The organism is Microbacterium cucumeris, from assembly GCF_058349845.2.
On the sequence record NZ_JBYRIZ020000001.1, the window covers coordinates 214,022 to 227,535 of the forward strand.

The following is a 13,514-nucleotide window of genomic DNA, read 5'->3' on the forward strand; positions in this document are numbered from 1 at the left end:
AGTTCATGGCACAGCACAGCCCCATCCGCGCCCGTCTGGTCGTCGGCGCCGTCATCGGCGTCGCGGCGCTGACGCTCGCGGCCTGCTCCGGAGGATCTGCGTCGTCGGACGGAGACGCCGGAGCGGAGACGAGCATCGACAGCGTCACCGTCATCGCTCCCGCCGACCCCGGCGGCGGTTGGGATCAGACGGCGCGCGCGTTCGCGCAGGCGCTCACCGACGAGAAGCTCGTCTCCTCGGCACCGGTGACGAACATCGGCGGCGCCGGAGGGACCGTCGGCCTGGCGGCGCTCGCGACCGAAACCGACCCGAACACCCTGATGATCACGGGCAGCGTGATGGTCGGCGCGGTCGAGACGAACGCGTCCGAGGTGCGCATCGAGGACACCACGCCGATCGCGAAGCTCACGGAGGAGCCGTTGGTCGTCGTGGTGCCGAAGGACAGCCCGTACGACACGATCGGCGACTTCGTCGACGCCTGGGTCGAGGAGGGGTCGGCGATGGCGGTCACCGGAGGTTCGGCCGGCGGCATCGATCACATCCTGGCCGGGCAGCTCCTCACCGAAGCCGGAGTGGACGCCGCGGACGTGCCGACCTCGCTCAACTACATCGCCAACTCCGGGGGAGGAGAGGCGCTGACGCTGCTCCTGGGCGGTCAGGTGCAGGCGGGGATCTCGGGTGTCGGCGAATTCGCCCAGCAGGTGGAGGCGGGCGAGCTCAAGGCGCTCGCGGTGTCCTCCGAGGAGCCGGCCGCGCTGCTCCCGGATGTACCGACCCTGACGGAGGAGGGCATCGACATCGTCGTGACGAACTGGCGCGGGCTCATCGCCCCGGGGGACATCTCGGAAGAGGAGAAGGCAGCTCTGGAGGACCTGGTCACAGCGACCCATGAAGGCGGCGCCTGGGCCGAGGTTCTCGAGACCAACGGCTGGACCGACGCGTTCCTGATCAGCGACGAGTTCTCGTCCTTCCTGGAGGGCGACATCGCCACCACGCAGGAGACGCTCACGACCATCGGGCTGATCGAATGACCCAGCCCATCACCACAGGGGCGTCGGCCGTCGCCGGCGCCCCCCGGTCGCGTCGGATCGGGGAACTGGTGTTCCTGGCCGTCATCGCCGGGTTCTCGGCGGTCGCCCTCGTGATGACCGGGTTCATCCGGGAGCCGATCGGGTCATCGAACGTGCTGGGCGCGCGGGTCGTCCCGTACGCGGTGACGGGACTGATGCTGCTCGCGTCGCTGGGCGCGATCGTCGCGGTCCTGCGCGGAGACGTCGGCGAGCCGGACGAGGGGGAGGACATCGATGCCGAGGCGAGGACGTCCTGGAAGACCGTGATCCTCCTCGCACTGTCCTTCGCCTCGCTGATCGTCGTGATCCCGCTCGCCGGATGGCCGGCGGCCGTCGTCGTGCTCTTCACGGGTGCCTCGCTCGCGCTGGGCGCAGCCCGGTGGTGGATGGCGCTGATCATCGGGCTCGGCCTGGGGGTCGTCACGCAGGTGCTGTTCGGCACGCTGCTGGGGCTGTCGCTGCCGCCCTTCGGGACGATCCTGCCCGGGGTGCTCGGTGGATAGCCTGCAGCTGCTCCTGGAGGGCTTCGCGACGGCGCTGCAGCCGCAGTACCTGCTGTTCGCGTTCGTCGGCGTGCTGCTGGGCACCGCGGTGGGCGTGCTGCCCGGGATCGGACCCGCCATGACCGTGGCGCTGCTGCTGCCGCTGACCTACACGCTGGACGTCACCAGCGCCATCATCATGTTCGCCGGTATCTACTACGGCGGCATGTACGGCGGGTCCACCACCTCGATCCTCCTGAACACGCCGGGGGAGTCGGCGTCCATCGTCACCGCGATGGAGGGGAACAAGATGGCCAGGATGGGGCGGGCGACCGCTGCACTGGCCACAGCGGCGATCGGCTCGTTCATCGCCGGCACGATCGCGACGGCTCTTCTCACGCTGTTCGCGCCGTTCATCGCCGACTTCGCAGTGACGCTCGGACCGGCGGACTACTTCGCGCTGATGGTCGTGGCGTTCCTCACCGTGGGTGCGCTGCTCGGCTCGAGCCCCGTGCGCGGCATCGTGTCGCTGTCGATCGGGCTTTTCCTGGGGCTCGTCGGCACCGACACCCTGACGGGTCAGGCCCGGTTCACCTTCGGCATCCCGAACCTCGGCGACGGCATCGACGTCGTCATCGTCGCGGTCGGCCTGTTCGCGGTCGGCGAGGCGCTGTACGTCGGATCCCGGCTGCGCAATGGCCGGTTGCCGATCATCCCGGTGTCGGGAAGTTGGCGGACGTGGATGAAGCGCAGCGACTGGAAGCGGTCGTGGAAGCCGTGGCTGCGCGGCACGGCGATCGGCTTCCCGATCGGCTCGATCCCGGCCGGCGGCGCGGATGTCGCGACGTTCCTGTCGTATGCGACCGAGAAGCGGCTCGCGAAGGACCCGTACCGCCGACAGTTCGGCAAGGGCGCGATCGAAGGCGTCGCAGGGCCGGAGGCGGCGAACAACGCCGCAGCGGCGGGTGTCCTCGTTCCGCTCCTGACGCTCGGACTTCCGACGACCGCGACGGCCGCGATCATCATCTCCGCGTTCCAGACCTACGGCATCCGCCCTGGCCCGCTCCTCTTCGACAGCCAGCCGGCACTGGTGTGGGCGCTGATCGCGAGCCTGTACATCGGCAACGTGGTGCTCATCATCCTCAACCTGCCGCTGGTGGGGATGTGGGCCAAGGTGCTGCGGATCCCGCGGCCCTACCTGTACGCGGGCATCCTCGTGTTCGCGGGGCTGGGAGCTTACGCCGCCAACTTCACGGTGTTCGACGTCGGGATGCTGCTCCTGCTGGGCCTCATCGGGTTCTTCATGCGCCGGCACGGGTATCCGGTGTCTCCGATGGTCGTGGGGGCGATCCTCGGGCCGATGGCGGAGGAGCAGCTGCGCAAGGCCATGGCGATCAGCCAGGGCGACCCGGTCTTCCTGGTGCAGAGCCCCGGGTCCATCACGATCTACTCGGTCATGGTGGTGCTCATCGGGCTGGGGCTGTGGCTCAAGCGCCGTCAGGCGCGGTTCGAGGCAGCGCTGCCCGACATCGACACGGCCACGATCCGGACGGTGGATGCCGAGATCGCGGAGCGGCTCGGAGAGCGCTGAGGACGCGCCTCGGGGACCGGGTCCATCTGCTCGCGGTCTCCGAGGCGGGTTTCAGGCGCTGAGCCGTGTCCGCCGTTCGAGCATGCCGCGCTCGGCGCGCGTCTGGGGCGGGATCGCAGACAGCAGCGCTTGCGTGTACGGGTGCGCCGGATGGCGATAAACCTCTTCGGTGTCACCGATCTCGACCATCTCGCCGAGGTACATCACCGCGACGCGGTCGGCGATGTGCCGCACCAGGGACAGGTCATGGGCGATGAAGACGATCGACATCCCCAGGCGCTCGCGCAGATCGCACAGCAGATCGATGATCTGCGCTCGGATGGAGACGTCCAGCGCGGAGACCGGCTCGTCGCAGACGAGGACGTCCGGATCCAGGGCCAGCGCCCGTGCGATCCCGATGCGCTGACGCTGTCCGCCCGAGAACTGGTGGGGAAAGCGCGATGCCATGTCGGCGGACAGACCGACGAGTTCCAACAGGTCGGCGACGCGTGCGCGGCGGGTCGCCGGTGAGCCGGTGCCGGTCGCGTCGAGGGGTTCGGAGACGAGTTGCTGCACCGTCATCCGAGGGTTCAGCGACATGTAGGGATCCTGGAACACCATCTGCACCCCGCGGCGCAGGATCCGGCGGTCTCGCATCCGCCCGCGGGTGACGTCCTGGCCGCGGTATTCGAGCGCTCCGGCATCCGGCACGTCGAGGCCGACGAGCATGCGTGCGAGCGTGGACTTGCCGCTGCCAGACTCTCCGACGATCGAGAGGATCTCTCCGCTGTGCAGGGACAGGTCGACGCCGGCCACCGCGGTGACCGTGTGGCCGTGCGACCCGCGGAAGGTCCGACGCAGGCCGTTCGCATTCAGGATCGGCTTCTCGTCCTCGTCCAGGTCCGCCGCCGCCGAAACCGGCTTCGGCATGGAGTTCAGGAGCTGGCGGGTGTACGGATGCTGAGGTTCGGTGAGGACGACGTCGGCGCTGCCGGATTCGACGATGCGCCCCGACCGCATGATCGCCACGCGGTCGGCGACCTCCATCACGACTCCGAGGTCGTGAGTGATCAGGAGGATCCCCACGCCGAGGCGTCTGCGCAGGGACAGGAGCAAGTCCAGGATCTGGGCCTGCACGGTGACGTCGAGAGCGGTGGTCGGCTCGTCCGCGATGATCAGGTCGGGTTCGAGCGCGATGGCCATCGCGATCAGGATGCGCTGTCGCTGGCCGCCCGAGAACTGATGCGGGTACTGGTGGACCCGGGTGGCGGGTTCCGGGATGCCGACGAGTCCGAGAAGCTCCTCCGCGCGTGCCAGAGCCTCCCTCTTGCTCAGCGGCCGGTGCGCCCGCAGGAGGTCCGTGATCTGGTCGCCGACGCTGAGCACGGGATTGAGTGCGGAGAGCGCGTCCTGCATGACCAGACTCACGGTCACGCCGCGGAGTTCTCGATGGCGCTCGGATGTCAGCGCGAGCAGATCGTCTCCGTTGAGGCGCAGCGTCTCGGCCTCGACCCTGCCCTCATCGATGAGGCCCATCACCGCGCGTGCGGTCATCGACTTCCCCGAACCGGATTCGCCCAGCAGCGCGAAGACCTCGCCACGGCGGACGGTGAGGTCGATGCCGTCGACGACACGGTTCTCGCGCCCCCCGCCGGTGAGTGTGACCGTGAGTGCTTCGATCTCCAGGACCGTGTCGCCGGAGGATGCTGACCTGTTCTCCATGGTGCCCATCATGCCATCAGAATGGTGCTGAAATGTTTCGAACAGGAAACATCTCAGCCGAAATTGTGCATTGCAGTTGACAGTAGCGCCGAAATCAACGAGATTCGGAGTCATTCTCCTCGCATGACCGGGGAGAGCCCACCCGCATCACCGAATCGAAGGAGCGCCTCCGTGCTCGAACCAGCAGGCCGCTACAGCGGCTACACCGCTTACGACTATCTCGAAGCAGGCAAGGACTACCGCGAGTTCCGCTACGCCAAGCAGATCGGGCGCGTTCCCGCATACACCGGCCTGGAGCTCAGCGACGCGCAGAAGGAGCGCACGGAACGGCTGCTCCGTGAGGAGACGGTGATCTCCCTGCACGAGCACGTGCAGGTCTTCCCGGAAGATATGGGAGAACTGCGCGACCACATCCGCCAGGGGCGCGAACCCACTGGCTACGAGGGTCTCTCGCGCTCCGGCCTGACTGCTGTCTTCGACAACGGCATGGACGGCACGTGCTGCATCTCGAGCGACGCCGGGTGGAAGTACCAGGACGTGCTGTTCGATCTCGGCGTCCGGATGGCGGATCTCGCCCACCAGGACTTCGTCATCAAGGCCGAGTCGATCAAGGACATCCGCCACGCCGCCGAGACGGGCCGCGTCGCGCACATCTTCGCCCTCGAGGCCGCGACGATGATCGAGAACGAGGTCGACCGCCTCGACGTGCTCTACGGATTCGGCGTGCGCCAGATGGGAATCGCCTACTCCGAGGCGAACATGCTCGGCGGAGGCCTGAAGGAGCGCGGGGACGGCGGACTGACCTACTTCGGCGAGCGCGCCGTGGAGCGCATGAACAAGTTGGGCATCGCGATCGACATCTCGCACTCGGGAGATCAGACATGCCTCGACGTCATCGCGCACTCGAAGGTCCCGGTGTTCATCACCCACGCCGGCGCGCGCGGTCTGTGGCCGACCAACCGGATGAAGACCGACGAGACGATCATCGAGTGCGCCAAGCGCGGTGGAGTGATCGGTATCGAGGCGGCTCCGCACACCACGATCTCGCCGCAGCATCCGAAGCACTCGCTCGAGTCCGTGATGGACCACTTCCAGTACTGCGTCGACCTCGTCGGTCTCGAGCACGTGAGCTTCGGTCCGGACACGCTGTTCGGCGACCACGTCGGTCTCCACGACGCCTTCTCGTCGAACCTGTCGCTGGGCCAGGCGCACGCCAACGTCGACTACGAGAAGCAGCCGTACGTCGACGGCATCGAGAACCCCGCCGAGGCCTTCTACAACATCATCGGCTGGCTCGTGAAGCACGACTACTCCGACGACGAGATCCGCGCAGTCGTCGGCGGGAACACCATGCGCGTCCTTGAGGAGGTTTGGGTCTGATGAAGCACAGCAGGTTCCTCGCGCTCGGCGCGACCGCGGCCGTCGCCGTCGGTCTCGTGGCGTGTGCACCGACAGCACCGGAGCCCGGTGAGTCCAGCGGGAGCGCCGGACCGAGCGACGAGACGATCAGCATCGGCACGACCACCGATGTCGTCAACTTCAATCCGGTCCTCGGCAACAGCCGGACGGACTCCTGGATCACCAACCTGATGTACCCGCATCTGCTGAGCATCAGCGACGACGGGAGCAAGGAGGCCCACGTCGCGACCGAGTGGGGGTATGTGGACGACACGACCGGGTTCTACGAGATCCGGGACGACCTCACCTGGAGCGATGGAGAGCCGCTCACCGCGGAGGATGTCGCGTGGACTCTCAACGCGGTCAAGCGCGACCAGGCGCCGGGGACGTTCTTCGGGCAGCTCGGGAACCTCGACACCGCCACGGCGGTCTCGGACACGCGGGTCGAGCTGACGCTCACCCAGCCGGACTCGTCGATCATCGACGAGATCGGATTCTGGGGTGTCGTCGTGCCGAAGCACGTCTTCGAGCCGCAGGGATCCATCGCCGAGTTCGCCAACGACGGATCGGACGGCGGTTGGGTGGGCATGGGTCCGTTCATCATGAGCGACTTCCAGGTCGGGCAGCATTACACGCTGGAGCGCGTCGAGGACTATCCGCTCGTCGAGGGCGGCGTCCCCGGTCCGGCCGAAGTGGTCTATCGCGTCTATCCCGACGTGAACACGGAGATCCTCGCTCTGCAGAGCGGTGAGATCGACGTGATCGCCAACGCGCTGCCCCCGGCGCAGGTGGAACAGCTCAGCAGCACGGAGGGACTGCAGGTCATCGAGGCGGCGGGGCTCGGCTACGCCCATCTGGTCTACAACATGACCAAGGAGGGCCTGGACGACGTCAGGGTCCGGAAGGCGCTCGCGCACGCCGTGGACTACGAGGCCATCCGCACGGTCGTGCTGCAGGGGCAGGCGGTCTCCACCGGATCGAGCGCGCTCATGCCGGTGCTCTCGAAGTACTACGACGACTTGATCACCGAGTACGAGTTCGATCCGGAGCTGTCGCGGTCGCTCATGGAGGAGGCGGGGTACACCGCGGATGCCGATGGCGACTTCCCGGTGTCCTTCCGCCTGATCTACTCGCTGCAGGACAGCGTCACCAGCCAATGGGCGCAGATGGTGAAGGACAGTGCGGCCGAGGCCGGCATCACGATCGAGTTGCAGGGAACAGAGCGCAACACGTACCTCTCGATGACGAATGAAGGCGACTACGACATCTACGCCGGCAACTTCGCCATCATGGACGACCCGGTGACGAACTTCGCGCTGTCGTACCTCCCCGGCGGAGCGATCAACTACACGTATGTCGACGACCCCGAGCTGAACGCCTTGATCGAGGAGGGCATGGTCACGTTCGACGAGGACGACAAGATCGCGATCATGCGGGAGGCGAACCAGATCGTTCACGACCAGGTCTACGACAACATCATGTACACGCAGAACCTGTTCTTCGCGGCGAGCGATGAATGGGCCGGCTTCATCTCGAAGCCGAGCGAGCTGCTCTCGATCGTGAACCCGCTCTCCCTCGCGAGCGCGTACCCGGTCGAATAAGCCATCGAAACACTCTCGAGGAAGGTCGCCCGGGTGTCCCGAGCATCGTTCATTCTCAGCCGCGTCGGACGTGGTCTGCTCACGATCTGGTTCGCCGTGACCGTGACGTTCCTGCTCCTCCGTCTGCTTCCCGGCGACCCGGCCCTGGCGCTGGCGAGCCCCAACATGACGGATGACATCCGGGCGACCATCCTCGAGCAGTACGGACTGGACCAGCCTCTGCTGGTGCAGTACGGGCTCTACATGTGGCAGCTGCTGCAGGGCAATCTCGGCATCTCGTTCACTCAGTCCATCCCGGTGACGGATGTGCTGCTTCAGCGTCTGCCCTGGACGCTGCTGCTGACGATCACGGCGCTTGTGCTGACGATCGTCATCGGAATCCCGCTGGGAGTCGCAGCGGCTTCCCACAAGGGAAGGTTCATCGACCGCGGTGTTCAGGTGCTCGGTGTCACCGGGCAGTCGCTGTTCGTGCCGAGCGTCGCGATCCTGCTGCTGTTCGTCTTCGGCCTCACCCTCGGGTGGCTCCCGATCGGAGGCGCCTACACGAACGGGACCTACGGCATGGACTGGTACCTGAGTGTCGCTCAGCACCTGATCCTCCCTGCCGTCTCCCTCATGCTGATCCAGGTCGGCTCCTACGTCCTCACGATGCGGTCGACGCTGATCGAGACACTGGGAGAGGACTACATCCTTCTCGCCAAGGCGAACGGCCTGCGCGGCCGGCGGATCCTCTGGAAGCACGCACTGCGCAACGCCCTGTTGCCGACGACGACGCTGATCGGGCTGCAACTGGGCTTCCTCGTGGGAGGCGCTGTGCTCACGGAGACGGTCTTCGCGTATCCGGGGATCGGGCGCGGCATCTACGAGGCCGTCACCCAGCTCGACTTCCCGGTGCTGCAGGGCGCATTCCTCATGCTTGCGGTGACCGTCGTCGTGGCGAACACCGCAACTGACATCGTCTACGGATACCTCGACCCGAGAGTGAAGACGTCATGACCGCACCGATGCCCTCCGCCGAGATGACGGCGATTCCCGAACCGACCGCGATCGGCAGCGAGCGCGCTGCGGCGCACACGTGGCGCGCGTTCCGACGTGATCCCCTCGGCATGATCTCGCTCGGCCTGCTCCTGCTGCTGGTCGTGATCGCGCTCGCCGCGCCCCTGATCGCGCCGTACCCCGCCAGCTACGGTCCCGACGTGCTGCGTCCGCCGAGCGGCGCCCACTGGTTCGGCACCGACGCCCTGGGACGCGATGTGTTCTCCGAGGTGATCTGGGGAACCCAGCAGAGCGTGCTCGTCGCGGTGGCGGCATCAGTCATCGCGATCGTCTTCGGGACGATCATCGCGGTGCTCGGCGCCTACTTCCGGCGCCTGGACGGCCTGATCAGCGTCATCGTCGACATGACGCTCTCCCTGCCCGTCCTGCCGCTCATGATCCTTATCGCCGCACTCGTCGGACCGAGCACATCGACGATCATCCTCGTGGTGGCGGCCTTCTCCTGGCCGGAGGTCACTCGACTCGTGCGATCTCAGGCCCTGACCGTGGTCGGGCTGCCGTACGTCGACGCCTCGCGGCTCATGACGACGTCGCCGTGGTGGATCATCTCACGGCATCTGCTGCCGGCCGTCACCCCCGTCATCGTCGTCTCCGTCGTCGTCACCGCGTCACGAGCCGTTCTCTCCGCGGCAGGCCTGGCGTTCCTCGGCCTCGGCGACCCCACCACCTGGTCGTGGGGGCGCATCCTCTACGAAGCCCAGCAGGCCGGTGCGATGGTCAGCGCCTGGTGGCTGACCCTGTTCCCCTCGATCGCGATCCTGGTGCTCGTGCTGTCTGCGACGCTCCTGTCCATCGCCTACAACGATGCGCGCAACCCGCGCCATCTGGCCCGCTGAGGAGCGACATGACCGACTTCGACCAGCGCCTCGACGCGGCGTTCTACGATCGGGTCCAGCAGCGCGTGCTCGCGCGGATGGAGGAGGAGGGCTTCGACGCCTTCCTCACCGACCATCCCGAGGACATCGCTTATCTGACCGGCTTCTTCCACCATCCCTCCGAGCGGCCCGTCGCGATCTGGCTCGACGCGGGCGGTGCCGTGACGATGCTGCTGCCGGAGCTCGAACGCGAGTACGCCCGGTCTCAGGCCTCACGCGCCGAGATCATCGCCTTTCCGGAGTATCCCGGGATCGTCCCGCCGTTCGCCGTGCTGGCGCGCGCCGTGCCGTCCGCGCGGCGCGTGGGGTTCGCCACGACGATGCCGTATCAGAGGCTCGTCGCGGCACGCGAATCCATGCCCGGCAGCGTGTTCACTCCGAGCGAGCTGATCACGCATGCCCGGTATGTCAAGTTCCCGGAGGAAGTCGTGCTGCACCGTGAAGCGGCGCGGATCACCGACCGGATGCTCGAGGCCGGTGTCCGGTTCGTGACCGACGCCGTCTCGAGCGGGGGAGAGCTCCCGACGGAGGCCGAGCTGGAGCGGCACGTGACGGCGTCCGGATCCGGGCTGATGTATGCCGAGCACCGCAACGTCGTCGTCGCTTCCCTTCTCGCGGGCGGTCTGGTGTATTCCGGGGCGAACTCCGCCTTCCCGCACGGCCTGCCGTCGGTGAACCGCCTCCAGCCCGGCGACACGTTCATGCTCTCGCTCGGCTGCGCGGTCGGCGGACGTTTCATCGAGGGGGAGCGGACGTTCGTCCTCGGGGAGCCGACGGCGCAGCAGAGGCGATACCACGATACGATCCGGCGCGCTCAGCAGGTCGGGCAGGAGACGATCAAGCCCGGCCTCGAGTGCCGCGAGGCCAACCGGCTGTGTCTCGAGGTCATCCGGGAGGCCGGCCTCGGCGAGTTCATCCGCCACCGACAGGGGCACGGCATCGGCCTGGGGATGCACGAGCCTCCCTGGCTGGAGGACGGAGATGCCACGACGTTGGAATCCGGCATGGTCGTGTCCAACGAGCCCGGGATCTACGTGCCGGGGCATGCGGGCTACCGAATCAGCGACAGCATGCTCGTGACCGCCGATGGCGCTGAGGCCCTCACCACCTACCCCCGCAGTCTTGATGACTGCACGATCGCGCTGTGAGCGCTGACGCCTCGAGGAAGGACGCATCATGACAACGACCCCACCGGTCTCTCCGGAGTTCGCCGCCGCGACGAGCGAACACCAGTGGGTGGAGATCAACGGCAATCACCTCGCGGTCGAGGTGCTCGGGCCCGAGGGGGCGCCGGTCATCATCACCCATCACGGCGCGCCGGGACTCGGCTCCCGTGCCGAACCACGGGCGAGCTTCGGTCGGCTGGCCGACGAGTACCGGGTGGTCGTGTTCGACGCCCGCGGCAGCGGGCAGAGCGAGGGGAAGGGCACGTTCAGCCACGAGCAGTGGGCCGCCGACATCGACGGCCTGCGCGCATGGATCGGCGCCGAGAGCGTCATCATGGCCGGAGGGTCTTACGGCGGATTCATGGCGATGGAGTACGCCCTGCGGTATCCCGACCGCGCCCGCGCCGTGGTGCTCCGGGACACCTCGCCGGACAACTCGAACGCCCATCTCGCGCGCGAGAACGCCCTGGCCTCGGACCGCGTCTCGATCGACATGGAGAAGTTCGACCGCATCGACCTCGGACGGGTTCGGGACGATGCGGATCTCAAGGACTGCTGGCGCGAGATCCTGCCCCTGTATGACTTCGTCTACGACCCGGCGGCCGTGGAGCGCAAGGTCGAAGCGACTCCGTATCGTTACGAGGCGCACAACTACGCCTTCTCGGTGAACCTGCCCGCGTACGACCTCAAGCCGCGCCTGCACGAGATCACGGTCCCGACACTCATCACGGTGGGGCGGACGGACTGGATCACGCCAGTATCGTGTAGCCAGGTGATCGCAGATCTCATCCCGAACTCCGAGATGGTGGTGTTCGAGAAGTCCGGGCACTCACCGCAGATCGAGGAGGCAGAGGCGTGGACGAAGACGGTCAGGGAGTTCCTGCACCGAGTGACGCCGCCGACCCGATGAGCAGCGTTCCCCTCGGACGCGAGGTCACCGAACTCGACCGACGCATCGTCGTCGCCCTGCAGCAGGACGGGAGGGCGAGCTGGACCTCGATCGCGGAGTTCGCCGGTGCTTCGGTGTCGACCGTGACACGCCGCGGCCAGCAGCTGCTGGCCGAAGGCGTCGTCCGAGTCGGAATCGTGCCGACGCTGGGCAGCGAAGGACACGTCGAGACCTTCTTCGTCCGCATCAACTGCACACCGGGTTCCCAGCTCTCGGTCGCTGAGAAGCTGATCGAATCGCCTTACGTGCGATTCGTGACGCTGGTCACGGGCAAGTTCGACATCTTCGCGGAAGTGGTGATCCCGGGAGATTCGGCGACCTATGCCCACGTGCTGACCGAACTGCAGGCGATCCCCGGCGTGGAGCGGTGGCGGAGCGACCTGATGATGCACAACTACAAGGTCAGCTTCGACTGGGGTCGCCAGCTCTACGACGCCCACGCGGACGCCACGAGTGATCCGTCCGGGTACATGCCGGCACCGAACACGTGCGACCCGACGCACTTCGATGAGGCCGATCGTGCGATCGTGCGCGAACTGCGGGAGAACGGCCGAGCATCGTTCCTGTCGATCGGCGCCAAGCTCGACATGAACGAGAGCAGTGTGCGGCGCCGCTACGAGCGGATGAAGAACGCGGGCTGCCTGACCACGGTCACCATGGTGCCGGCATCCGCTCTCGGGATGAGCGCCGAGACCCTCCTCATGCTGCGCGTGGAGCCCTCGCGCATCGCTGCCGTGGCGCAGACGCTCGCCCAGCACGTCTCGGTGAGGTTCCTCGCGGCAGCACTGGATGAGAACTCGCTCTACTGCGAGATCATCCTGCCGAGCACTGAATCCCTGCACGACTTCATGACAGGCACCATCGCGCACCTGAAGGGCGTCCGGGGATGGAACGCTTCGATGGAGCTGGTCTTCATGAAGCGGGGTTTCATCGAGACGCCGTGGTGGCGCGCGCAGGTCGCCGCCGGCGTACCGGTGGCGGCGAAGCGCTGACTCCGTCTCAGTGCACGAAGGCCTTCAGGATCACGAAGGCGATCCCGAAGCAGGCGGTCCCCGCGGCTCCGGCGAGGCGGACCGGAAGCGAACTGCCTCGCCGGAGGAACGCGATGTAGCCGAGGAAGGCGAGGATCACGGTCCCCGACCACAGCGCGAGGTCGTTCGCGAGGCCGTCGGGGATCGCCCTCGTCGTCCCGGCCAGAAGGATCGCGGCGGGCACGGCAGCGGAGCTGAGCATCCCGAAGGAGTGCCGCAGGGAGCCGCGCAGTGCCTGACGGACGCCGACGGGGCGTCCGTCCTCGTCGGGTTCCCCGACCCGGGCGACGGTCCCCGCATAGACGTGGGCGGACCAGAACACCAGCACCGTGACCGCGACCGTGATGAGCACCATCGCCGAGGTCTCGCCGTGGGCGGACGACACGGCGACGAGGCCGCTCATCAGAATCGTGCCGTACACGGCTGCTTCTGTGCCGAACCCGGGGCGGAGGACGCGGTGGATCCTCAGCAGATGGTGGTCGGCGTCGGAGCGGGGCGACATGACGTCAGTCTAGGGCGAGGTGCGGCCGAGTCCCGTCGGCGCGATGATTCAATAATTTATGCTTGACTTATATAAGTGCCGATGCAACCATG

The 13,514-nt window shown here is 67.1% G+C and carries 12 protein-coding genes; 10 read left to right on the forward strand and 2 right to left on the reverse strand.

Annotated features, from left to right (window positions below; translation table 11 throughout):
- Positions 1 to 5 precede the first annotated feature (5 nt).
- From AC3RXZ_RS01085 to AC3RXZ_RS01095, 3 genes are read left to right on the forward strand one after another with little or no spacing between them, the layout of a single operon-like run.
- A complete protein-coding gene (locus AC3RXZ_RS01085; RefSeq protein ID WP_491492908.1) occupies positions 6 to 1,031 on the forward strand; it encodes a Bug family tripartite tricarboxylate transporter substrate binding protein in 1,026 nt (341 codons plus the stop codon).
- Complete coding sequence (locus AC3RXZ_RS01090; protein ID WP_491492909.1) at positions 1,028 to 1,573, forward strand: tripartite tricarboxylate transporter TctB family protein; 546 nt, start codon at positions 1,028 to 1,030, stop codon at positions 1,571 to 1,573. Before AC3RXZ_RS01085 ends, AC3RXZ_RS01090 begins: the two co-directional genes overlap by 4 nt.
- Entirely contained in the window at positions 1,566 to 3,143 is a 1,578-nt protein-coding gene (locus AC3RXZ_RS01095) for a tripartite tricarboxylate transporter permease (RefSeq protein WP_243225880.1), read from the forward strand. The genes AC3RXZ_RS01090 and AC3RXZ_RS01095 overlap by 8 nt, the downstream gene beginning before the upstream one ends.
- A gap of 51 nt (positions 3,144 to 3,194) precedes the next feature.
- On the opposite strand, the gene AC3RXZ_RS01100 is transcribed toward AC3RXZ_RS01095, so the two are convergent.
- A complete protein-coding gene (locus tag AC3RXZ_RS01100) occupies positions 3,195 to 4,856 on the reverse strand; it encodes a dipeptide ABC transporter ATP-binding protein (protein ID WP_491492910.1) in 1,662 nt (553 codons plus the stop codon).
- A 159-nt stretch (positions 4,857 to 5,015) separates the two neighbouring features.
- On the opposite strand from AC3RXZ_RS01100, the gene AC3RXZ_RS01105 reads away from it, so the two are divergent.
- The 7 genes from AC3RXZ_RS01105 to AC3RXZ_RS01135 are packed head-to-tail and all read left to right on the forward strand — an operon-like array spanning position 5,016 to position 12,881.
- The gene (locus AC3RXZ_RS01105) at positions 5,016 to 6,224 is read left to right on the forward strand and encodes a dipeptidase (RefSeq protein WP_243225878.1); all 1,209 of its coding nucleotides are present in this window, start codon (positions 5,016 to 5,018) and stop codon (positions 6,222 to 6,224) included.
- Positions 6,224 to 7,843: an ABC transporter substrate-binding protein gene (locus AC3RXZ_RS01110; RefSeq protein WP_491492911.1), complete on the forward strand. Its 1,620-nt coding sequence runs from the start codon at positions 6,224 to 6,226 to the stop codon at positions 7,841 to 7,843. Before AC3RXZ_RS01105 ends, AC3RXZ_RS01110 begins: the two co-directional genes overlap by 1 nt.
- 33 nt (positions 7,844 to 7,876) lie before the next feature.
- The gene (locus AC3RXZ_RS01115) at positions 7,877 to 8,839 is read left to right on the forward strand and encodes an ABC transporter permease (protein ID WP_491492912.1); all 963 of its coding nucleotides are present in this window, start codon (positions 7,877 to 7,879) and stop codon (positions 8,837 to 8,839) included.
- The gene (locus AC3RXZ_RS01120) at positions 8,836 to 9,735 is read left to right on the forward strand and encodes an ABC transporter permease (RefSeq protein WP_243225875.1); all 900 of its coding nucleotides are present in this window, start codon (positions 8,836 to 8,838) and stop codon (positions 9,733 to 9,735) included. The genes AC3RXZ_RS01115 and AC3RXZ_RS01120 overlap by 4 nt, the downstream gene beginning before the upstream one ends.
- Positions 9,736 to 9,743: 8 nt before the next feature.
- On the forward strand, positions 9,744 to 10,922 hold the full coding sequence (locus AC3RXZ_RS01125) for a M24 family metallopeptidase (protein WP_491492913.1): 1,179 nt from the start codon (positions 9,744 to 9,746) through the stop codon (positions 10,920 to 10,922).
- Positions 10,923 to 10,950: 28 nt separating this feature from the next.
- The gene (locus AC3RXZ_RS01130) at positions 10,951 to 11,850 is read left to right on the forward strand and encodes an alpha/beta fold hydrolase (protein WP_491492914.1); all 900 of its coding nucleotides are present in this window, start codon (positions 10,951 to 10,953) and stop codon (positions 11,848 to 11,850) included.
- The gene (locus AC3RXZ_RS01135; RefSeq protein ID WP_243225872.1) at positions 11,847 to 12,881 is read left to right on the forward strand and encodes an Lrp/AsnC family transcriptional regulator; all 1,035 of its coding nucleotides are present in this window, start codon (positions 11,847 to 11,849) and stop codon (positions 12,879 to 12,881) included. Before AC3RXZ_RS01130 ends, AC3RXZ_RS01135 begins: the two co-directional genes overlap by 4 nt.
- A 7-nt stretch (positions 12,882 to 12,888) precedes the next feature.
- Here AC3RXZ_RS01135 and AC3RXZ_RS01140 read toward each other — a convergent pair whose 3' ends face one another.
- Positions 12,889 to 13,422, reverse strand: coding sequence for a hypothetical protein (locus tag AC3RXZ_RS01140; protein WP_243225871.1), 534 nt, complete (start codon positions 13,420 to 13,422; stop codon positions 12,889 to 12,891).
- Positions 13,423 to 13,514 lie beyond the last annotated feature (92 nt).

What these genes read in the sequence shown, in the direction of transcription:
- AC3RXZ_RS01085 (WP_491492908.1), top strand. Translation starts at nt 6, where the DNA reads ATGGCACAGCACAGCCCCATCCGCGCCCGTCTGGTCGTCGGCGCCGTC.
- AC3RXZ_RS01090 (WP_491492909.1), top strand. Translation starts at nt 1,028, where the DNA reads ATGACCCAGCCCATCACCACAGGGGCGTCGGCCGTCGCCGGCGCCCCC.
- AC3RXZ_RS01100 (WP_491492910.1), bottom strand. Translation starts at nt 4,856, where the DNA reads ATGATGGGCACCATGGAGAACAGGTCAGCATCCTCCGGCGACACGGTC.
- AC3RXZ_RS01110 (WP_491492911.1), top strand. Translation starts at nt 6,224, where the DNA reads ATGAAGCACAGCAGGTTCCTCGCGCTCGGCGCGACCGCGGCCGTCGCC.
- AC3RXZ_RS01120 (WP_243225875.1), top strand. Translation starts at nt 8,836, where the DNA reads ATGACCGCACCGATGCCCTCCGCCGAGATGACGGCGATTCCCGAACCG.
- AC3RXZ_RS01125 (WP_491492913.1), top strand. Translation starts at nt 9,744, where the DNA reads ATGACCGACTTCGACCAGCGCCTCGACGCGGCGTTCTACGATCGGGTC.
- AC3RXZ_RS01130 (WP_491492914.1), top strand. Translation starts at nt 10,951, where the DNA reads ATGACAACGACCCCACCGGTCTCTCCGGAGTTCGCCGCCGCGACGAGC.
- AC3RXZ_RS01135 (WP_243225872.1), top strand. Translation starts at nt 11,847, where the DNA reads ATGAGCAGCGTTCCCCTCGGACGCGAGGTCACCGAACTCGACCGACGC.
- AC3RXZ_RS01140 (WP_243225871.1), bottom strand. Translation starts at nt 13,422, where the DNA reads ATGTCGCCCCGCTCCGACGCCGACCACCATCTGCTGAGGATCCACCGC.